General features: G+C 68.0%; 19 protein-coding genes. 10 read left to right on the top strand and 9 right to left on the bottom strand.

The features are described 5' to 3' along the window. Window positions 1-50: 50 nt before the first annotated feature. The 4 genes from KK141_RS16535 to KK141_RS16520 all read right to left on the bottom strand — a co-directional run bounded on the left by KK141_RS16535 (window position 51) and on the right by KK141_RS16520 (window position 3,693). Window positions 51-1,268, bottom strand: a complete 1,218-nt coding sequence (locus KK141_RS16535) for a DUF4105 domain-containing protein (RefSeq protein WP_214572232.1) — start codon at window positions 1,266-1,268, stop codon at window positions 51-53. A gap of 32 nt (window positions 1,269-1,300) precedes the next feature. Then, window positions 1,301-2,149 (bottom strand): transporter associated domain-containing protein, encoded by an 849-nt coding sequence (locus tag KK141_RS16530; RefSeq protein WP_214572231.1) that lies wholly within the window; start codon window positions 2,147-2,149, stop codon window positions 1,301-1,303. Window positions 2,150-2,242: 93 nt separating this feature from the next. Continuing rightward, window positions 2,243-2,716, bottom strand: a complete 474-nt coding sequence (gene ybeY / locus KK141_RS16525) for an rRNA maturation RNase YbeY (RefSeq protein ID WP_345777608.1) — start codon at window positions 2,714-2,716, stop codon at window positions 2,243-2,245. Continuing rightward, entirely contained in the window at window positions 2,713-3,693 is a 981-nt protein-coding gene (locus KK141_RS16520) for a PhoH family protein (RefSeq protein WP_214572230.1), read from the bottom strand. Before KK141_RS16520 ends, ybeY begins: the two co-directional genes overlap by 4 nt. Window positions 3,694-3,797: 104 nt before the next feature. Here KK141_RS16520 and KK141_RS16515 point away from each other — a divergent pair, with 104 nt between their 5' ends. Genes KK141_RS16515 through KK141_RS16500 form a run of 4 tightly spaced genes read left to right on the top strand, consistent with a single transcriptional unit; the run spans window position 3,798 to window position 7,499 of the window. Continuing rightward, window positions 3,798-4,472, top strand: a complete 675-nt coding sequence (locus tag KK141_RS16515) for a TetR/AcrR family transcriptional regulator (RefSeq protein WP_214572229.1) — start codon at window positions 3,798-3,800, stop codon at window positions 4,470-4,472. Further along, window positions 4,469-5,422 (top strand): HlyD family efflux transporter periplasmic adaptor subunit, encoded by a 954-nt coding sequence (locus KK141_RS16510; RefSeq protein WP_214572228.1) that lies wholly within the window; start codon window positions 4,469-4,471, stop codon window positions 5,420-5,422. The genes KK141_RS16515 and KK141_RS16510 overlap by 4 nt, the downstream gene beginning before the upstream one ends. Window positions 5,423-5,451: 29 nt before the next feature. Beyond that, window positions 5,452-6,393 carry an ABC transporter ATP-binding protein gene (locus tag KK141_RS16505; RefSeq protein WP_214572262.1) on the top strand — a complete coding sequence of 314 codons (942 nt, stop codon included), beginning with the start codon at window positions 5,452-5,454 and terminating at the stop codon, window positions 6,391-6,393. Then, window positions 6,390-7,499: an ABC transporter permease gene (locus tag KK141_RS16500; protein ID WP_214587350.1), complete on the top strand. Its 1,110-nt coding sequence runs from the start codon at window positions 6,390-6,392 to the stop codon at window positions 7,497-7,499. The genes KK141_RS16505 and KK141_RS16500 overlap by 4 nt, the downstream gene beginning before the upstream one ends. 96 nt (window positions 7,500-7,595) lie before the next feature. On the opposite strand, the gene miaB is transcribed toward KK141_RS16500, so the two are convergent. Next, window positions 7,596-8,924: a tRNA (N6-isopentenyl adenosine(37)-C2)-methylthiotransferase MiaB gene (gene miaB / locus KK141_RS16495; RefSeq protein ID WP_214572226.1), complete on the bottom strand. Its 1,329-nt coding sequence runs from the start codon at window positions 8,922-8,924 to the stop codon at window positions 7,596-7,598. A 272-nt stretch (window positions 8,925-9,196) separates the two neighbouring features. Here miaB and KK141_RS16490 point away from each other — a divergent pair, with 272 nt between their 5' ends. After that, the gene (locus KK141_RS16490; RefSeq protein ID WP_250901815.1) at window positions 9,197-10,261 is read left to right on the top strand and encodes a lytic transglycosylase domain-containing protein; all 1,065 of its coding nucleotides are present in this window, start codon (window positions 9,197-9,199) and stop codon (window positions 10,259-10,261) included. Window positions 10,262-10,265: 4 nt separating this feature from the next. Here KK141_RS16490 and KK141_RS16485 read toward each other — a convergent pair whose 3' ends face one another. Then, window positions 10,266-11,453, bottom strand: coding sequence for a trypsin-like peptidase domain-containing protein (locus KK141_RS16485; protein WP_214572224.1), 1,188 nt, complete (start codon window positions 11,451-11,453; stop codon window positions 10,266-10,268). A gap of 181 nt (window positions 11,454-11,634) precedes the next feature. Here KK141_RS16485 and petA point away from each other — a divergent pair, with 181 nt between their 5' ends. From petA to KK141_RS16460, 5 genes are all read left to right on the top strand, one after another. Further along, on the top strand, window positions 11,635-12,240 hold the full coding sequence (petA, locus tag KK141_RS16480) for a ubiquinol-cytochrome c reductase iron-sulfur subunit (protein WP_167252221.1): 606 nt from the start codon (window positions 11,635-11,637) through the stop codon (window positions 12,238-12,240). Further along, entirely contained in the window at window positions 12,240-13,544 is a 1,305-nt protein-coding gene (locus tag KK141_RS16475; RefSeq protein ID WP_214572223.1) for a cytochrome bc complex cytochrome b subunit, read from the top strand. The genes petA and KK141_RS16475 overlap by 1 nt, the downstream gene beginning before the upstream one ends. 13 nt (window positions 13,545-13,557) lie before the next feature. Beyond that, complete coding sequence (locus tag KK141_RS16470; RefSeq protein WP_214572261.1) at window positions 13,558-14,295, top strand: cytochrome c1; 738 nt, start codon at window positions 13,558-13,560, stop codon at window positions 14,293-14,295. A 71-nt stretch (window positions 14,296-14,366) separates the two neighbouring features. After that, entirely contained in the window at window positions 14,367-14,990 is a 624-nt protein-coding gene (locus KK141_RS16465; RefSeq protein ID WP_214572222.1) for a glutathione S-transferase N-terminal domain-containing protein, read from the top strand. A gap of 53 nt (window positions 14,991-15,043) precedes the next feature. Next, window positions 15,044-15,466: a ClpXP protease specificity-enhancing factor gene (locus tag KK141_RS16460; RefSeq protein WP_214572221.1), complete on the top strand. Its 423-nt coding sequence runs from the start codon at window positions 15,044-15,046 to the stop codon at window positions 15,464-15,466. A gap of 45 nt (window positions 15,467-15,511) precedes the next feature. Here the strand turns inward: KK141_RS16460 and KK141_RS16455 are convergent, their stop codons facing one another. From KK141_RS16455 to KK141_RS16445, 3 genes are all read right to left on the bottom strand, one after another. Further along, window positions 15,512-15,922, bottom strand: a complete 411-nt coding sequence (locus KK141_RS16455) for a DUF3301 domain-containing protein (RefSeq protein ID WP_214572220.1) — start codon at window positions 15,920-15,922, stop codon at window positions 15,512-15,514. A gap of 86 nt (window positions 15,923-16,008) precedes the next feature. Then, on the bottom strand, window positions 16,009-16,866 hold the full coding sequence (gene nadC, locus KK141_RS16450) for a carboxylating nicotinate-nucleotide diphosphorylase (protein ID WP_214572219.1): 858 nt from the start codon (window positions 16,864-16,866) through the stop codon (window positions 16,009-16,011). 38 nt (window positions 16,867-16,904) lie between these two features. Then, window positions 16,905-19,178: a DUF1631 domain-containing protein gene (locus KK141_RS16445; RefSeq protein WP_214572218.1), complete on the bottom strand. Its 2,274-nt coding sequence runs from the start codon at window positions 19,176-19,178 to the stop codon at window positions 16,905-16,907. Between the last annotated feature and the right edge of the window lie 127 nt (window positions 19,179-19,305).

The following is a 19,305-nucleotide window of genomic DNA, read 5'->3' as shown; positions in this document are numbered from 1 at the left end:
CGCATGATGCCCAGGGCCTCACGCGCGGTTCAATAGCAAGTTCCTGCGATTCAGCGCAGGCGGCGCAGCCCGCGCCGCAGGCTCCACGACAGCGCCAGCCAGCACGGGATCGCGAACAGCAGCCACGGCTGGTTCTGCTGCACGGTGCCGGGCCATACATGCAGACCGAGGGCGACGGCGAGCGCGATCAATTGCAGCAGGATGACGCGGTCCGCCAGCCGCGAAGCGGCCAGCCCGCGGCGTGCGCGCCACAGCGAAGGCAGCAGCACGAAGGCCAGCGGATTGAACAGCAGCAGGTTGGCGTTGGCCCAGGCGGAGTGATGCGTGGTGAGCGTCCACAGCACCAGCAGCAACAGGCCGACGATGCCGGCCGCGACGAGATAAAGCGTGCCGAGCAGCGCGAGACCGGTCGGCCAGCGGCGCGCGGCGAGGATCAGCAGCACGGCGAAAGCGAGGCCGGCGATGGCAAGCGGCATGCGCAGGTCGGGTGCGTGTTCCGGCGGCACGTCGAGCCGGTTCGCCGACACCAGCGTGCTGTCGCCCGCGAGCTTGCGCGTGCCGCCGGCGCCGTCGTCCACCGTCACCGCGGCCAGTTCGCGCTCCAGCACCATCGGCAGAAAGCTTTCCTGCCATGCGCTCAGCGGTTGATCGGCGTAGGGGCCAAGACCCAGATCGAGGATCAGCATCAGCCACGGCTGCGCGCTCATCAGGCGCGCGGTCTGCTGGCGGTAGGTCATCAGGCCGGCGCGCGACTGCAGCTGCTTGCGGAGCACGCCGCCCAGCGCGCGGTCCAGCGCGTCGCGCACGCGGGTAGTGCAGTTGTCGGCGTAGTAGTCGTAGTCGTAGCGCGCGTTTTCGGGGCGCAGGTTCCACAGCAGGAAGTCGCGCAAGGCGGCGGCCTGGTCCGGCGTCAGCGCCAGCGGCTGGCGCGTCACCGAGCGGCCGGATTCGATGTAGTAGCGCTGGTCCTGCGCGGTGTACGCGGCATCCATCAGGTAATGCATGCGGCCGCGCGCGAAGTTGAGCAGGAAGCCGCTTTCGTCGAAATCGAACACGCCGTAGTTGAAGTCGACCGACTCGCCGCTGACGGTGTCGCGCAGCTGGATGGCGTCGTGGCCGAAGCGCTCCCAATAGGTTTCGCCGGGGCCGTAGGTGATCAGCGAGACTTCGAGGTTCGCGCCCGGCGCATTGGCCACGCTCGCCTGAGCCTGGGCGAACGCAGCCCCCAGCAGTGCAAACAACAGGAGGGTGCGAGCGATCAGGCTCATCGGCGGGCGTTTCCTAAAGGGTGAAGAACGGCTCAGCCTTCGGCGAGGCGGTTGACGCGGAACTGCTGCACGCGGCGGTCGTCCGCCTCGGTGACGAGGAACTGATAGCCGCCGATGGCGACTTCCTCGCCCACTTCCGGCAGGTGGCCGAACTCGGAGGTAGCCATGCCGCCGACCGTGTCGAACTCCTCGTCGGAGAACGCGGCGCCGGCCTGCTCGTTGAAGTCGGCGATCGGCGTCAGCGCACTGACCAGCCAGCCGCCGCCGGCCTGCTCGTGCATCAGCTGGGGTTCTTCCTCGTCGTCGTGCTCGTCGTCGATCTCGCCGACGATCTGCTCCAGCACGTCCTCGATGGTGATCAGGCCGGCGACGCCGCCGTACTCGTCCACCACCAGGGCCATGTGGTTGCGCGTGTGGCGGAACTCCGCCAGCAGCACGTTCAGGCGCATTGCCTCGGGGATCAGCACCGCCGGGCGCAGCACCGTGGCCAGGCTGAAATCGCGGCCGTCGCCGACGAACTTCAGCAGATCTTTGGCCAGCAGGATGCCGAGGATCTCGTCCTTGTCTTCGCCATGCACCGGGAAGCGGGAGTGGCCGGATTCGACCACGATGGCGAAGATCTCGCTCAGCGGGGCTTCGGCGGAGACCATCACGATCTGCGCGCGCGGCACCATCACGTCGTCGACGCTCAGTTCGGTGACCTTGATCGCGCCCTCGACCATGGTGAGGGTGTCGTTGGACATCAGGCCGTTGGCCTGGGCCGAGCGCAGCTCTTCAATCAGCTCTTCGCGATTGCGCGGCTCGCCGGAAAACAGATGGCCCAGTCGATCCCACCATTTGCGGTGGGCCGGGCCGCTGGTACTGCCAGGGTCCTCGTTCATTACGCTTGCGGGTGTGCCCATCGCTAGGGCGGAATGGCGAGTCTAGCCTAAAACTTGTGACGATTCAGGGCGCAAGCCACGCCCGCCCAGGCTTCAGGCGTACGGGTCGGCGATGCCCAGGCCGGCCAGGATGCGGGTTTCCAGCGCTTCCATGGCCTCGGCCTCGGCATCTTCGAGGTGGTCGTAGCCGAGCAGGTGCAGCACCCCGTGCACGGTCATGTGGGCCCAGTGGTCGCGCGGCGCCTTGCCCTGTTCGGCGGCCTCGCGGGCCACCACGGGGGCGCAGATGGCGAGGTCGCCGATCAGCGGCAGGGCCACGCCGGGCGGCAGTTCGGCGGGGAAGGACAGCACGTTGGTGGCGTAGTCCTTGCCGCGGTAGTCGCGGTTGAGGGCGCGGCCTTCCTTCGCGTCCACGATGCGGATGGACAGCTCGGTCGCCTTGCGCCGCTTCGCCCCGCGCAGCGCCGCTTCCACCCAGCGGCGGAAGCTGGCGGAGGAGGGCACGCCGGCGCGCGGCGCGGCGTAGCCCACCGACAGCGCCAGGTTCGACGCAGCGGCAGCGCTCACCGGGTTTCCTCGGACTGCTGCTCGAAGGCCTCGTAGGCACGCACGATCTTCGCCACCAGCGGGTGGCGCACCACGTCACGCGAGGTGAAGAAGGTGAAGCTGATGCCGTCCACGCCGCGCAGCACCTCGACCGCATGGCGCAGGCCCGAACGCACGTTGCGCGGCAGGTCGACCTGGCTGACGTCGCCGGTGATCACCGCGACCGAGCCGAAGCCGATACGGGTGAGGAACATCTTCATCTGCTCGACCGTGGTGTTCTGCGCTTCGTCGAGGATCACGTACGAATCGTTGAGCGTGCGGCCGCGCATATAGGCCAGCGGCGCGATCTCGATCACGTTGCGTTCGATCAGCTTGGCCACTTTCTCGAAGCCGAGCATTTCGTACAGCGCGTCGTACAGCGGGCGCAGATACGGGTCCACTTTCTGCGACAGATCGCCCGGCAGGAAGCCCAGCTTCTCGCCGGCTTCGACCGCGGGGCGCACCAGCAGCAGGCGCTGCACGCGGTTCGCTTCCAGCGCTTCCACCGCGCTGGCCACGGCCAGGTAGGTCTTGCCGGTGCCGGCCGGGCCGACGCCGAAGCTGATGTCGTGGGTGGTGATGGCGTGCAGGTAACGCGCCTGGTTCGGGCCGCGGCCCTTGATCACGCCGCGCTTGACCTTGATCACCACATCCTGCGCGCCTTCGGTCGCTTCGGCGGTGAGCGCGTCGATGCCGGATTCGGCCAGGTGCAGGTTGATGCGCGCGCCGGTCAGGGCTTCGTGCTCGGTGGCGGCGTACAGCGCGCGCAGCACTTTTTCCGCCGCGCGCGCGGCGGCGTCCTCGCCGATCACCTGGAACAGCGTGCCGCGGTGGTCGATTTCCACGCCCAGGCGCAGCTCGATCTGGCGCAGGTGTTCGTCGAAGGGGCCGCAGAGGTTGGCGAGGCGGGCGTTGTCTTCGGGGTCTAGCGCGAAGTCGCGCTGATTGAGCTCTGTCATAGGCGCGCGAGATTAGCGCGGGGGGCGGGATCAGGGCTACCCGGACGTAGGGGCCGGCACGACCGCGCTTGCCAATAATTAATTGTTTAATTAATTTACGCGGCATGGCCCGAACCAAGTCCCCCGCCAAGCCCCGCCGCGCCGCCGGCCGTCCCGCCAGGGAAGACCGCGACCTGCGCGCGCACCTGCTCGATGTCGCCCTCGCGCGCTTCGCCCGCGACGGCATCGGCGCCACGCCGCTGCGCGCGATCGCCACCGAGGCCGGCGTGACGCCGGCCATGCTGCATTACTACTTCGGCGACAAGGAGCAGCTGAAGCAGGCGGTGATCGACGAACGCCTGCTGCCCGCGCTGGCGCCGATGCGCGATCGCCTGGCGCAGGCGGGCAGCGAGCCGATGGCGCTGGCCGGCATGTTCGTGCGCGGCATTGGCGAGGTGGTGGCGAGCCATCCCTGGCTCCCGCCGCTGTGGGTGCGCGAGGTGCTGTGCGAAGGCGGCGAGCTGCGCGAGGTGCTGTTCCATCACCTGCTGCCGAACCTGCCGCAGTTGCTGGCGCAGCGCTTCGCCGCGGCGAAGCAGGCCGGCACGCTCAATCCCGCGCTGGATCCGCGCCTGCTGGTGGTGTCGCTGGTGGGGCTCACCTTGTTTCCCGCCGCCGGCGCGCCGATCTGGCGGCGCGTTTTCGAGGCCGACGATCTCGACCAGCAGACCCTGATCAACCACACCCTGGCCCTGCTGGAAGGCGGCCTGGGCGCATCGCCGTCCGGAGCTTCACGATGAGCCGATACCTGTTCGCCCTCATGCTGGCCTGCACGCTCGCCGCCTGCGGCAAGGCCCCGCCGCAAGCCCTGGGCACGCTGGAATACGACCGCATCGGCATGCCCGCGCCGGCGGCGGAACGCGTGGTGGCGCTCAAGGTGCGCGAAGGCGAGCAGGTGGCGGCGGGACAGCCGCTGCTCGAACTCGACCCCACCCACACCCAGGCCGACCTCGCCGCCGCCGAAGCGCAGGCGCAACAGCAGCAGGCCAACCTGCTGGAACTGCGCGTAGGCCCGCGCCAGGAAGACATCGCCAAGGCGCGCGCCGACCTGGCCGCCGCCGAAGCACAGGCTCGCGATGCGCGCGCCTACTACCAGCGCCTGCTGCCGCTGCAGAAGGACAATTACGCGGCCGCCGCCGATATCGATCACGCGCGCGCCGCCGCGGGCAATGCCGACGGCCAGGTTGCTGCCGCAAAGGCATCGCTCGACACGCTGCTGCATGGCACGCGTCCCGAGCAGGTCGCGCAGGGTGAAGCCGCGCTTGCCGCCGCGCAGGCGCAGGCCGCGGCGCAGAAGGTGCTGCTGGGCAAGCTGGCGCTGGTGGCGCCGCGTGCGGGGCGCATCGACAGCCTGCCGTACAAGCTCGGCGACCAGGCGCCGGTGGGTTCGCCGCTGGTGGTGCTGCTCGCCGGCGATGCGCCGTATGCGCGCATCTATCTGCAGGAACCGCAGCGTGCGCGCATGCGCGTCGGCGACACGGTGCGCGTGCACGTCGACGGCCGCGACAAGGTCTATCAGGGCAAGGTCCGCCTGATCCGCAGCGAGCCGGAGTTCACGCCGTACTACGCGCTGATCGGCGAAGACGCGGCGCGCCTGAGCTACCTGGCCGAAGTGACGCTGGGGCCGGATGCGGCGGACCTGCCGGTCGGCATGCCGGTGCGCGTGGATTATCCCGAGGCGAAGCCGTGAGCACGCAGAACGGCAACGGCGAAGTTGCCATCCGTGCGCGCGGCCTCACCAAGCGCTTCGGCGATTTCACTGCGGTCGATCATGTCGATCTCGAAGTGCCCGCGCGCCACGTCTACGGCTTCCTCGGCCCGAACGGTTCCGGCAAGTCCACCACCATCCGCATGCTGTGCGGCCTGCTTACGCCCAGCGACGGCGAGATCGACGTGCTCGGCTTGAGCGTGCCGCGCGAAGCGGAAGCGCTGCGCAAGCGCATCGGCTACATGACGCAGAAGTTCTCGCTGTTCGACGACCTGGGCGTGCGCGAGAACCTGGAATTCATGGCGGCGGTGCAGGGCGTGCCGAAGGCGCGCACGGCCAGGCGCATCGACGAGCTGATCGAGCAGTACCACTTCGGCGACCGCCAGAAGCAGCTGGCCGGCACCATGAGCGGCGGCCAGAAACAGCGCCTGGCGCTGGCCTGCGCGGTGATCCACGACCCGGAGCTGCTGTTTCTCGACGAACCGACCAGCGCGGTGGATCCGGAATCGCGCCGCGATTTCTGGGAAAAACTATTCGAGCTCACCGACGCCGGCACCACCATGCTGGTCTCCACCCACCTGATGGACGAAGCCGAGCGCTGTCATCGCCTGGCCGTGCTCGACCGCGGCGTGCTGGTGGCCGACGGCACGCCGGCCGAGCTGACGGACCGGCTGGAAGGCCGCACCTTCGTCGTCGCCAGCGCGCAGCCGCGGCGTGCGCAGCAGCCGCTGGCGGAAGCGAAGGACGTGCTCGGCGTGGCCCAGGTGGGCAACGAGCTGCGCGTGATCGTGCGCGAAGGCCTGGCCGATGGCGACGAAGCGCTGGCGCGCCTGAAGCAGGTGCTGGCCGAACGCGATCCGCAGGCGCGCATCGAAGCGGTCAAGCCCAATCTCGAAGACGTGTTCGTCGCAGTGACGCGCCAGCAGCACCCGCGCCAGGAGCGCGCCGCATGAGCTGGCGGCGGCTATGGGCGATCGTGCTGAAAGAGCTGCGGCAGATGAGCCGCGACCGCATCACGCTGGCCATGATCGTCGGCATTCCGGTGATCCAGCTGGTGCTGTTCGGCTATGCGATCAATACCAATCTGCGCGGCCTCGATGCCGGCATCGTCGACCAGGCGAACAGCGCCGGTTCGCGCGCGCTGGTGATGGACATGCTGGCCACCGGCGTGATCTCGCCGGTGGCGCATGCCGATACGCCCGAAGAACTGGTGGCGATGCTGCGCCGTGGCGAGATCGGCATCGGCCTGGTGCTGCCGCCGGATTTCGAACGGCGCCGCTACGACGGCCGGCAGGTGGCGCAGATCATGGTCGACGGCAGCGACAACGTGGTGCAGAGCGCCGCGGCGCAGCTGGCCCAGGTGCCGGTGGACAGCGCCGCGCCCGATACGCGCGCGCCGCTGGTCAGCACGCCGGCGGCGGGGCCGATCAGCATCGTCAGTTTCTATAATCCGCAGCGGCGCTCGGCGGTGAACATCGTGCCGGGGCTGATCGGGGTGATCCTGACCATGACCATGGTGCTGTTCACCGGCATCGCGATCGTGCGCGAACGCGAGCGCGGCAATATGGAATTGCTGATCGCCACGCCGCTGACCAGCGCCGAGCTGATGGTGGGCAAGGTGCTGCCGTATATCGGCATCGGCCTGCTGCAGGTCACGGTGATCCTGGCCTTGGGGCGCTGGCTGTTCACCGTGCCGATCCACGGCAGCCTGCTGGACGTCTATCTCGCCGCGGGCCTGCTGATCCTGGCTAACCTCACCATGGGCCTGCTGATCTCCACCCGTGCGCAATCGCAGTTCCAGGCGATGCAGATGACCTTCTTCGTGTTCCTGCCGTCGATCCTGCTGTCGGGCTTCATGTTCCCGTTCGCCGGCATGCCGCAGGTGGCGCAGTGGCTGGCGGAGATCCTGCCGCTGACGCATTTCCTGCGGCTGATCCGCGGCATCATGCTGCGCGGCGCGGGGCTGTGGGAGCTGTGGCGCGAGGTGGCGGCGCTGGTGGCGTTCACCGCCGTGATGATGGCGGCGGCGATTCTGCGGTTCCGCAAGCGGCTGGATTGAAGGGTAGGTTGGGGTGAGCCGCAGGCGAACCCCAACGGTGCGATGCGTGCGAATGTCGCGATGTTGGGGTTCGCCTGCGGCTCACCCCAACCTACGTCATGCGGTGTGGACGCGGCCGCGCAGCGAATTGGCCATCGCCTCGGTGATCACCACATCGATGAACTGGCCGATCATGCGCGCGTGGCCCGGGAAGTTCACGAAGCGCATGTTCTCGGTGCGGCCGGTGAATTCGTTCGGGTCCTTCTTGCTGGGCTTTTCCACCAGCACGCGCTGCACGCTGCCGACCATGGCCTGGTTGATCTGCCGCGCATTGGCGTTGATCGCCGCCTGCAGGCGCTCCAGGCGCTGGTGCTTGACCGCCATCGGCGTGTCGTCGGCCAGGTTGGCGGCCGGCGTGCCGGGGCGCGAGGAGAAGATGAAGGAGAAGCTCTGGTCGAAGCCAATGTCTTCGATCAGCTTCATGGTCTTGTCGAAATCCTCGTCGGTCTCGCCGGGGAAGCCGACGATGAAGTCCGAGGAGATGCAGATATCCGGGCGCACCGCGCGCAGCTTGCGGATCTTCTGCTTGAACTCCAGCGCGGTGTAGCCGCGCTTCATCGCGGCCAGGATGCGGTCGGAGCCGGCTTGCACCGGCAAGTGCAGGTAGTTGGCCAGCTGCGGCACGTTGGCGTAGGCCTCGACCAGCGAGTCGGAGAACTCCAGCGGATGCGAGGTGGTGAAGCGGATGCGGCCGATGCCTTCGATCTGCGCGATGGCGTGGATCAGCACGGCGAGATCCGCGCTGCCGCCGTCGTGGGTGGCACCGCGGTAGGCATTGACGTTCTGGCCCAGCAGGTTCACTTCGCGCACGCCCTGCGCGGCGAGCTGAGCCACTTCGACCACCACGTCGTCGAACGGGCGGCTGATCTCCTCGCCGCGGGTGTAGGGCACCACGCAGTAGGAGCAGTACTTGGAGCAGCCTTCCATGATCGAGACGAAGGCGGTGGGGCCCTCGGCGCGCGGTTCCGGCAGGCGGTCGAACTTCTCGATCTCGGGGAAGCTGATGTCCACCTGCGGCTTGCCGGTGGCGCGCTTGGCCTCGATCAGCTCGGGCAGGCGGTGCAGGGTCTGCGGGCCGAACACCAGGTCCACGAACGGTGCGCGCTTGATGATGGCCTCGCCTTCCTGCGAGGCGACGCAGCCGCCCACGCCGATCAGCACGGGCTTGCCGCCCTGCTTGTGCGCCTTCCAGCGGCCCAGCTGGCTGAAGACCTTTTCCTGAGCCTTCTCGCGGATCGAGCAGGTGTTGACCAGGATGACGTCGGCTTCGGACTCGTCCTGGGTCAGCTCCAGGCCATGCGATGCCTTGAGCACGTCGGCCATCTTGGCCGAGTCGTACTCGTTCATCTGGCAGCCGTGGGTCTTGATGAAAAGCTTGCCGCTCATGGCGCTGGTACCGGTGTAAGGAGGGGCGCTGGGCGCCGAACCGTGCAGTTTACGCGCCCGCCTCCGGGCATGCCAGCGAAGGGCCAGTGCGATCAGGGACTTGCGTGAATCCCTCGGGCCGCCAGCGCGGGGAGTTTGGCGCGGCGCACGAAACGGCGAGCCGGCGCTTGGCTTGGGTTCTGCCCGGGGGCACACTGCGCGCCATGTCTGACGCCGAGCGACAAGGGGAAAGCTTCGGCTCGTCTTCGCGGGCTTTCCGTATGGCCCCGGCCTTGAGCCGGGCCGCGGCCGCGTGCGCGCTGCTGGGCGGGCTGCTGTGGCTGGGGCCGGTGCAGGCGAGTTCGCTGTACCGGTGCACCGGTTCGTCGGGCGAGACCGTCTACAGCAACAGCGTCCAGGGCTACCAGGGCTGCCAGAAGATCGCCACCGTGGCCGACGTCGCGCCGCGCGCGGCCAGGCCGAAGGCCGCCGCGCCCAAGCCGGTGACGCCCGCCCCTCCGGTGAGTTCGCTGGCCTGGGTGCAGGGCGCGGTGCAGACCTCGGCGAAGGTCGTGCCCGATCCCTCCCTGGTCGGCGTGCATGGCGACGTGGCCACCTCGGGCCATGCGCTGCCGCCGCCGTCCGCGGCGGCCACGGGCAAGCCGGGGCAGTGGACGTACAGCGAATCGAAGACTTCCGGCGACACGGTGGCCGCGGCCGCGCCGGCGGCTCCCGAAGGCGACCGCGTGCTGCGCGGCGCGGTGTACCGCGTGACGCGCCCGGATGGCACCGTCGAATACACCAATATGAAGCCGGCCGGTCCTGGCACGCATGCCGTCACCATGCTGTTCACCTATATCTCCACCTGCGTGGCCTGCAACCTGCACTCGCCGATCCGCTGGAACAGCGTGGAGCTCAACCTCACCGCCTATGCGGACACCATCCGCCTGGCCAGCAGCGAGTTCGGTCTGGACGAGGCCTTCCTGCGCGCGATCATCCACGCCGAAAGCGCCTACAACCCGCGCGCGCTGTCGCTCAAGGGTGCACAGGGCCTGATGCAGCTGATGCCGGCCACGGCCAGCGACATGGGCGTGCGCGATGCCTTCGATGCGGACCAGAACATCCGCGGCGGCGCGCGCTATCTCTCTCTGCTGCTGAAGAACTTCAATGGCGACGAACGCCTCGCCGCCGCCGCGTACAACGCCGGACCCGGCGCGGTGCAGCGCTACAGCGGCGTGCCGCCGTACTCGGAAACGCAGGTCTACGTGGAACGCGTGGGCACCTTGCGCAAGCGCTACGGCGCGGTGGTGCGTCCGCCGGTGGCCTCGGCGCAGGCCACGGGGCCGGGACGCGGCTGAGCGCTCAGCTGTCGAGTGAGGCGGTGGCCGTCAGCGGCGGCCGCTGCGCCGGCGTCACTTCGGTATGGAACGGCGTGCCGTTGCGCAATCCGGAAACCTCCACCTTGCTGCCCGGCGGCAGCGCGGCTTCGCGCCGGCGCAGGTCGGCCGGGTCGACGATGTCGTCCTTGCCGATGCGCAGCAGGATGTCGTGCGGCTGGATGCCGGCCTGCGCGGCGGGGCCGCCGGGATAGACGTCGCTGACCTGCGCGCCGCGCGCCGCCGCGGGCAGGCCGCTGTCGGCGGCCACCGGCACGAAGCTGTAGTCGGCGCCGAGCCAGCCGCGCACCACGTGGCCGGTGTCGATGATCTGCTCCAGCACCTTGCGCGCGCTGCTGGCGGGGATGGCGAAGCTGATGCCTTCGGCATTGGCGGCCTTGCCGATCAGCAGCGTATTGATGCCGACCAGCTCGCCGTCGGTATTGACCAGCGCGCCGCCGGAGTTGCCGAGGTTGATCGCCGCGTCGGTCTGGATGAAGTCTTCCGGACTGGAGCTGCTCAGCTGGCGGCCGATCGCGCTGATGATGCCCATGGTCACGGTCTGGTTGAGGCCGAGCGGATTGCCGATGGCCAGCACCACGTCGCCGGTGCGCGCGGGGTGCTCGTCGGCGAAGGGGATCACCGGCGGGTTCGATACGTCGATCTTCAGCACGGCAAGGTCGGTCTCCGTGTCCGCGCCGACCAGCTGGGCCTTGGCCACGCGGCCGTCGTAGAGCAGCACCTGGATGTCGTCGGCCTTGGCGATCACATGGTTGTTGGTGAGCACGTAGCCCTGGCCGCTGACGATCACGCCCGAGCCCAGGCTCTGCTCGCGCCGCTTGTAGATGGCGGGGCGGCCGCCGAACAGGCGCTGCAGCACCGGGTCGGAGTACATCTGCACGCCCTGCTCGGTGACCATCTTGTTTGCGTAGATATTGACCACCGAGGGCGCGGCCCTGGCCACGGCGTCGGCATAGGAGACCGGTCCGCGCGAACGCCCGCGAATGGTCGGGGCTGACGCGCCGGAACTCGGCGCCTGCGCGCTGTGCAGGCCCACGCCGGCGCGCAGCCGGTCGCCCACGCCGGGCCACACCAGGCCGATGACGAAGGCGACCGCCAGCCCCAGGACGACGAATCGGGCGATGAAGGCTAGCGTGCCGACGGCTTGTTTCATGCGGGAGGAGGGCCTTGGCGAAACGCTGGACGGTGGACGGGAGGAGGGGACGGAAAGCGCGCCCGGATCGACGCCGACGCCAGTCCGGTTTTATTGTACGTGGCAGGGGCTGACGCTACACTAACGCGATTTTTGCGACCCCCAAAGTCGCACCTCAATGGCATAAGTACCGGAGAGCCTGATGGCGAACGAAGTCGTCGATCATGGCCGCCGACGGTTCCTCACTGCGACCACGGCTGTGGTTGGTGGTGTAGGAGTCATCGCGGCAGCCGTGCCCTTCATCAAGTCGTGGGAACCGAGCGCTCGCGCCAAATCAGCCGGTGCCCCGGTCACGGTCGACATCAGCAAGATCGAGGCGGGCCAGAAGGTCACTTATCCGTGGCGCGGCCTTCCGGTCTTCGTGGTCAATCGCACCAAGGAGCAGCTGGACGCCCTGCCCAAGCAGGACGGCCGCCTGGTGGACGCCAAGTCCGACGGCAGCTCGGCCGAGCAGCAGCCCAAGTACGCGCAGAACGGCACCCGCTCGATCAAGCCCGAGTGGCTGGTGATGGTGGCGCTGTGCACCCACCTCGGCTGCGTGCCCGACTTCGTCCCTGTGATGAAGCCCGAGCCGTTCGATCCGGAGTGGAAGGGCGGCTTCTACTGCCCCTGCCACAAGTCGCGCTACGACCTGGCCGGCCGCGTCTACGCGGGCGTGCCGGCGCCGAAGAACATGCTGATTCCCCCGTACCACTTCGTGGATGACACGCACATCCAGATCGGCGTGGACCCGAAGGAGGCCGGCTGATGGCTACTGTGTTCTCGCGCATCGGCGATTGGGTCAATGAGCGCGCGCCGAATCTGGCGCCGACCTATCGCAAGCACATGACCGAGTACTACGCGCCGAAGAATTTCAATCTTTGGTACTACTTCGGTTCGCTCGCCCTGCTGGTGCTGGTCAACCAGATCGTCACCGGCATCTTCCTCACCATGAACTACAAGACCAGCGCGGCGGAAGCCTTCGCCTCGGTCGAGTACATCATGCGCGACGTGGAATGGGGCTGGCTGATCCGCTACATGCACTCCACCGGCGCCTCGCTGTTCTTCGTGGTGGTGTTCCTGCACATGTTCCGCGGCCTGATGTACGGCTCGTACCAGAAGCCGCGCGAGCTGGTGTGGCTGCTGGGCATGCTGATCTTCCTGGTGCTGATGGCCGAGGCCTTCATGGGCTACGTGCTGCCGTGGGGCAACATGTCGTTCTGGGGCGCCAAGGTGATCATCTCGCTGTTCGGCACCATCCCCGTGGTCGGCAACTCCCTGGTGGAGTGGATCATGGGCGACTACCTGCCGGCCGACGCCACGCTCAACCGCTTCTTCGCGCTGCACGTGATCGCGCTGCCGCTGGTGCTGCTGCTTTTGGTGGTGCTGCACCTGGCCGCGCTGCACGAGGTGGGCTCGAACAACCCGGACGGCGTCGACGTCAAGCACGGCCCGAAGGGCAATCGCTGGGACGCCAACAAGCCGGCCGACGCCATTCCCTTCCATCCGTACTACACGGTGAAGGACCTGGTCGGCGTGGGCTTCTTCCTGATCATCGCGGCCTTCATCATCTTCTTCGCGCCGACCTTCGGCGGCTGGTTCCTCGAGCACGACAACTTCGTGCCGGCGAACAACCTGGTGACGCCGACCCACATCAAGCCGGTGTGGTACTTCACGCCCTTCTACGCGATCCTGCGCATGATCCCGTCGCTGTTCAGCACCGCCATCTGGGGTGTGCTGGGCATGTTCGGCGCGATCGTGCTGCTGTTCCTGCTGCCGTGGATCGATGCCGGCAAGGTGCGCTCGATCCGCTACCGCGGCACCGGCTTCAAGGTGGCGCTGGGCCTGTTCGTGCTGTCCTTCATCGCGCTGGGCGCGGTGGGCGCGGGCGTGGTGGCCGAGCTGATCCCGGCCTGGTTCGGCAATGTCGACGTGACGTTCTGGGAGAACTCGTTCGGCCGCCTGTGGACCATCGTCTACTTCGGCTTCTTCGTGTTCATGTGGGTCTATACACGCGGCGGCCGCGAGAAGACCAAGCCGGTCCCGGAGCGGGTGGTGTATGACCATGACTAAGCGGCAATCCCTGATGATGCGCACACTCTCGTCGATCGCCCTTGCCGCCGGCCTCCTGCTGGGCAGCACCACCTCGGCCATGGCGTCGGAAGAGGGCGGCCTGCCCTCGGCCGGCACCAATGTGCACGACCAGGCGGCGCTGCAGCGCGGCGCCAAGCTGTTCTTCAACTACTGCGTCGGCTGCCACTCGCTGAAGTTCGTGCGCTACTCGCGCATCGCCCAGGACCTGGGCCTGAGCGAGCAGGACGTGATGGGCAACCTCAACATGACCGGCGCGAAGTTCGGCGATCCGGTGATCTCGCACATGCCCGAGGATTCCGCCGCCACCTTCTTCGGCAAGGCGCCGCCGGATCTCTCGCTGGAAGTGCGCGCCAAGGGCGCCGACTGGGTGTACGGCTACCTCAACTCCTTCTACCTGGACCCGAGCCGTCCGGTGGGCTGGAACAACACGGTGTTCCCGAACGCCTCCATGCCCAATCCGCTGTGGGAACTGCAGGGCCTGCAGACCGCGGTGATGCACAAGGTCGACGGCGAGGACGCGGTCGAGAAGCTGGAGCTCTCGCGCCCGGGCAAGCTGAGCCCGGCCGAGTACCAGCAGGCCACGCGCGACCTCACCACCTTCCTGGAATACGCCGCGGAGCCGGCGGCCCTGCAGCGCCAGCACTACGGCATCTGGGTGCTGCTGTTCCTGGCCGGGTTCACCCTGCTGGCGTATGCGCTGAAGAAGGAATATTGGAAGGACGTCCACTGAGACGTCGCTCCTTGGCCCAGCATGCGGCGGCCTAGGCCGCCGCATGCGCTTAGTCGATGGGGAGACCGCGCATGGTTCAAAGCGCACGTTCGCGATCCGTACTGGCCTTGTACTCGACCGCGGATGACATCCAGTGCCACCGCACCCGCCTGGTGCTCGCGGCCAAGGGCGTCAGCTACGAAAGAGTGATCGTCGATCCCAGCAAGCCGCCGGAGGATCTGCTCGACCTCAACCCCTACGCTTCCACGCCCACCCTGGTCGATCGCGACCTCACGCTCTACGGCACCTCGGTCATCTGCGAGTACCTGGACGAGCGCTATCCCCATCCGCCCTTGATGCCGATCGATCCGCTGTCGCGTGCGCGCCTGCGCCTGGCTTCGCTGCGCATCGAGCTGGACTGGCTGCCCGAAGTGGACACCATCCGCGCCGGCGGCCGTCCCGCCGACGCCGCGCGCAAGCGGTTGCGCGAACACCTGCTGGCTTCGCTGCCGCTGTTCAAGGCATCCAAGTTTTTCCTCAACCCGGAAATGAGCCTGGCCGACTGCCTGGTGGCGCCGGTGGTGTGGCGCTTGCCCTGGCTGGGCGTGGACCTGGGACGCGAAGGCAAGCCGATCCTGGACTACGGCGAACGCCTATTCCATAGCCAGGGCTTTGCGCGCAGTATGACCACCGACGAAAAGGCCATGCGGCCTTGAAGATCAAAGAAGAGCAGTAAAGATCGATGAGCAGTAACGATCCACATGTACCGATGAGTTCCAATCGCCCGTACCTGTTGCGGGCGATCTACGATTGGATCACCGACAACAACCTCACCCCGTACATCCTCGTCGACGCCGCGCGCGAAGGCGTGCGCGTGCCGCCGCAGGTGGTCAAGAACGGGCAGGTGGTGCTGAACCTGGCGATGCGCGCCGTCGCCAACCTGGACCTCGGCAACGAGTGGATCAGTTTTCAGGCGCGCTTCTCCGGCGTGAGCCATTCCATCCTGATCCCCGTGCACGCCGTGCTGGCGCTGTACGCGCAGGAGAACGGGCAGGGCATGATGTTTCCCGCCGACGAAGGCGGCGACCAGCCGCCGCCGGAACCGCCGTCGGACGACACGCCGCCGCCGGATACGCCGGAGACCGGCGACAAGCCCCGCAAGGGCGCGCCGTTCCTGCGCGTGGTGAAATGAACCGCTGAAGTGAGCCGCGGCGGCGACGACCGCCGCCATGCTCGATCAATGCAGCCGGGTATCCCCTGACTTCCTGCCGTCCAGGCGCGGACGCAGGGGCACGACGTTGTTCGTTTCCGGCGCGTCGCCGTCATGCTCGGGAATGCGCGTTTCGATGGTCGGCAGGCTCAGGCCGGTCAGCCGGCCCAGCGCCATCCACAGGCGGCCGGGTTCGCGGTCGTCGCCGTCGATGCTCACTTCGAACGCATAGCAGCGTTCGAACACGCGCATGCCATTGAGCTTGCGCAGGCGGACGTTGCGCAGCCCCACCGTTTCGTCCAGCAGCTGCAACCCGTGGCGCTCGCACTGGCGGCGCGCTTCGGCCGTGGCGATCTCGCGCAGGCGGCTGAGTTTCAGCCACGCCACGATGATGCTCGCCAGGAGCAGCAGCAGGAACATGTCGTCGAATCGGCCCATGCACGGCAGTGTGTGGTCGGCCGGGGCCGCCTGCAAGGTCCACTTGGGCAGGAAAGCGTGGCGCCTGGCGCGCCACGCTTGGGGACTCAGTCGAGCTGCAGGCGCAGCGACAGGTCGACGGCGCGCACGTGCTTGGTCAGCGCGCCCACCGAAATGAAATCCACGCCGGTTTCCGCGTAGGTGCGGATGGTGGCGAGGTCCACGTTGCCGGAGATCTCCAGCGGCACGCGGCCGGCGGCAATGGCCACGGCTTCGCGCATCAGCGGCGGGGTGAAGTTGTCGATCATGATGCGGTCGACGCCGGCGTCGATCGCCTGCTGCAGCTCGTCCAGGTTTTCCACTTCCACTTCGAGCAGCAGCTTCGGGTGCAGCCGCCGCGCCGCTTCGACCGCCTGGGCGATGCCGCCCGCGGCGATGATGTGGTTTTCCTTGACCAGGATCGCGTCGTACAGGCCCACGCGATGGTTATGGCCGCCGCCGCAGCGCACCGCATATTTTTGCGCGATGCGCAGGCCGGGCACGGTCTTGCGCGTATCCAGCACGCGCACCTGGGTGCCGGCGACTGCTTGCACATAGGTGGCTGTGGCGGTGGCCGTGCCGGAAAGCAGTTGCAGGAAGTTGAGCGCCGAACGCTCCGCGCTCACCAGCGCGCGCGCCTTGCCTTCGAGCCGGCAGATCACCGAACCCGGCGCCACGCGCGTGCCGTCGCTGGCTTGCCAGTCGATGCGGACGGAAGGGTCGAGGTGCCGGAAGCAGGCGTCGAACCATGCGGTGCCGGCGATGACCGCGTCTTCGCGGCAGGTCAGCGTGGCCTTCGCGTTCGCGTCGGCGGGCAGCAGTTGCGCGGTGGCGTCGCCGCTGCCGATGTCTTCGGCAAAGGCGCGTTCGATATCGGCCAGCACGAGCTCGGCCGGCGGCGGGACTAGCGAAGGGGATGAGGGCATGCCGATATCATCAGGCTGATGTGATCAGCCCGATGTTATCAGGGCGCCGCGGTGGCCGGTTGGCTCAGGCGGCCCACGATGGCGTCGAGCGCGCGATCGAACAGCGCGGTGGATTCGAGCACGCGCGCGCGGCCGGCGATGATTTCGCGGGCCAGTTCGTACGGCGCGTAGTCGGCCACTTTCAGGCCGCGCCGGTTGACGAACAGATAGCGGCCGCTCATCGGGCTGACCCAGGACAGCTTGGCGCGCTCGATGGTGTCGCCTTCGGTGGCGAACTCCAGCCAGATGCCCGGCTTCAGCTCGTGCACCATGCGCAGTTCCGGCGTGTCTTCTTCCGCCTCGGGCACGCTTTCCTCGACCTGCAGCGCGGCTTCGGTCTCGGTGATCGGCTGGATGTTGTCCGGGATCGGCAGCGCCGCGGATTCCTCCACCGCCTGCACCTCGGCCGCCGGGATCGACTCGCCGAGCTGGTGGCGGTAGTAGGTGTGCAGCTGGGCCAGCAGGCGCTCGATGTCGCTTTCCTGGAAGGCCACGTTGGCCAGGCCGCGGCGCAGCGAGCGCTCGATGCCGGGCAGCATCTGGCGCAGGATGCGGCGGTCATCCAGCGAACGCGCCGGGCGCGTGCTGGCGATGAAATCGTTGACGAAGCGCAGCGAGTCGCGGAACTCCGAGGATTCCTCGCCCTGGCGCAGGATCGTCAGCACCATGTAGTTGGCCCAGGCGCGCGACAGGATGCCGTGGATCAGCGGCGGCAGCGAATGGTCGCCGATGCGCGTGAGGATTTCCTTGGCGGCGCGGCGGCGCGCCTGCTCCAGTTTCTCGCGGCCGCGGGTGGACTCGGCCACGCGCTGCTCGGCCAGTTCGGAGCGGCGGCGGCTCTGGTCCTGGAAATCCTGCAGGTCGAGGTTGAGCCGGTCGAAGATGGTCAGGTCGTCGTCGAATTCCTGCAGCAGGGCGTCGACGATCGTCTTGACCTTGTCGTGCAGGCGGTGGTCGCGGTCGGACTCGGGCGACCAGCCCTTGGCGACGTCGGCCAGGCTGTCCAGCAGGCGGCGGGCCGGATGCTGGCGATGGGCGAACAGGCGGCGGTCGAGGATCGCGGCCTTCAGATACGGAATCTGCAGGCGCGCCAGCAGCACCTGCATCTCGGCGGGCAGGTTGCGGTCTTCGAGGATGAACTCGAACAACATGCCGACGAGGTCGATGGTGTCCTCGTCCATGGTGGCGACCTGGCCGGGACGCTCGCCGCGCAAGGAGCCGATCTGGGTGAGCAGCTGTTCCTTGAGGTGGGCGACTTCCTGCATCACCGCTGCGGTGGAGGTGCCGCCGCGCAGCGGCAGCGGGCTGCCGACGGTGGCGGCCTGGCTCTGCAGCACGCTGAGCGCGCCGATCAGTTCGTTGACCGTGGGCACCTGCAGCGGGCCGCCGACCGGGAGGTTCTCCGGCATGCCGCCGCGGCGGGCGCTGAACAGCGTGCGCAGGGTCTGCAGCAATTCGGTGGAGGTGGCGTCGTCGGCCAGCGGCACGTCGCCGATCTGAGCGGCGCCCTGGGCGGCTGCGGCCGCGGCGACGCCCGAAGGGGCCGCGGCACCGCCGCTGCGCTGCACTTCGTGGCGCAGCTGCGGCAGCACGCCGGCGCGCACCAGCTCGGTGTTGATTTCCTGGTAAAGCTCGTCGAGCGCGGCCAGCACGTAGCGGTCGAACAGCTTGAAGATGATCAGCTTGACGCGCATCTCCGCCGACAGCTCGCGCATCGCCTGGCGGAAGGCCTGGGTGAGCGAGGCCGGGGCGACCGGGTTGTTCGCGTCCTCGACGCGGATGCCGCCGTAGATGACCGACAGGCGCTGGTTCACCGCGTACAGGTCGCGGGTCAGGCGCGTCTCGTTCTTGCCGATCATGCTGGTGATGGCGAGCGATTCTTCCAGCTCGTTGTCGGCGACCAGGGTCAGTTCCACGCTGCCGATCGGCAGCGGCACGCCGGCGGCGGGGTTGGCGTTGGCGCGCTGCTGGGTGGCGAAATCGGCAATGCCGCGGGTGACCGCGGCCAGGAAGGCGCGCTCCACCGCGGGACGGCGCTTGCGCACTTCGCGCATGCCGTCGAAGTAGTGCATCTGGGCGGCGTTGTTCTCGGCTTTCTCGGCCAGGTCGAACAGGGCGTCGTCGACGTGCTCGAACATGCCGTTGACCAGCAGCTGCAGCCGGCGCGAGGCGATGTCGCGGACCGTATTCAACAGGGCACCGCCGCGCTCGCTGGAAGGATCCAGGCGCTGACTGAGACTGACGATGTTCGATGGCTCACTGGCGTTGTTCATCGCCACACCCCTGTGTGATGTGCTGCCGTCGTTCCGAGGCGGCTACGCCGACCGCATGACCGGAAACGATACGCGAAAGATCACTGTCATGTCATGCTCAGGTTCGCATCTGGGGACATTGCCGCCG

The sequence above is a fragment of the Dyella sp. LX-66 genome (assembly GCF_018599165.1).
Taxonomy (GTDB): Bacteria; Pseudomonadota; Gammaproteobacteria; order Xanthomonadales; family Rhodanobacteraceae; genus Dyella_D; species Dyella_D marensis.
The sequence above is the reverse complement of the archived record's forward strand: the minus strand, read 5'-3'. Positions and strand labels throughout refer to the sequence as shown.

Bases quoted from the DNA above. Each gene is read 5' to 3' on its own strand.
- KK141_RS16535 (WP_214572232.1), bottom strand. From the start codon at position 1,268: ATGAGCCTGATCGCTCGCACCCTCCTGTTGTTTGCACTGCTGGGGGCT.
- KK141_RS16530 (WP_214572231.1), bottom strand. From the start codon at position 2,149: ATGAACGAGGACCCTGGCAGTACCAGCGGCCCGGCCCACCGCAAATGG.
- KK141_RS16520 (WP_214572230.1), bottom strand. From the start codon at position 3,693: ATGACAGAGCTCAATCAGCGCGACTTCGCGCTAGACCCCGAAGACAAC.
- KK141_RS16515 (WP_214572229.1), top strand. From the start codon at position 3,798: ATGGCCCGAACCAAGTCCCCCGCCAAGCCCCGCCGCGCCGCCGGCCGT.
- KK141_RS16510 (WP_214572228.1), top strand. From the start codon at position 4,469: ATGAGCCGATACCTGTTCGCCCTCATGCTGGCCTGCACGCTCGCCGCC.
- KK141_RS16500 (WP_214587350.1), top strand. From the start codon at position 6,390: ATGAGCTGGCGGCGGCTATGGGCGATCGTGCTGAAAGAGCTGCGGCAG.
- miaB (WP_214572226.1), bottom strand. From the start codon at position 8,924: ATGAGCGGCAAGCTTTTCATCAAGACCCACGGCTGCCAGATGAACGAG.
- KK141_RS16485 (WP_214572224.1), bottom strand. From the start codon at position 11,453: ATGAAACAAGCCGTCGGCACGCTAGCCTTCATCGCCCGATTCGTCGTC.
- petA (WP_167252221.1), top strand. From the start codon at position 11,635: ATGGCGAACGAAGTCGTCGATCATGGCCGCCGACGGTTCCTCACTGCG.
- KK141_RS16475 (WP_214572223.1), top strand. From the start codon at position 12,240: ATGGCTACTGTGTTCTCGCGCATCGGCGATTGGGTCAATGAGCGCGCG.
- KK141_RS16470 (WP_214572261.1), top strand. From the start codon at position 13,558: ATGATGCGCACACTCTCGTCGATCGCCCTTGCCGCCGGCCTCCTGCTG.
- KK141_RS16465 (WP_214572222.1), top strand. From the start codon at position 14,367: ATGGTTCAAAGCGCACGTTCGCGATCCGTACTGGCCTTGTACTCGACC.
- KK141_RS16460 (WP_214572221.1), top strand. From the start codon at position 15,044: ATGAGTTCCAATCGCCCGTACCTGTTGCGGGCGATCTACGATTGGATC.
- KK141_RS16455 (WP_214572220.1), bottom strand. From the start codon at position 15,922: ATGGGCCGATTCGACGACATGTTCCTGCTGCTGCTCCTGGCGAGCATC.
- nadC (WP_214572219.1), bottom strand. From the start codon at position 16,866: ATGCCCTCATCCCCTTCGCTAGTCCCGCCGCCGGCCGAGCTCGTGCTG.
- KK141_RS16445 (WP_214572218.1), bottom strand. From the start codon at position 19,178: ATGAACAACGCCAGTGAGCCATCGAACATCGTCAGTCTCAGTCAGCGC.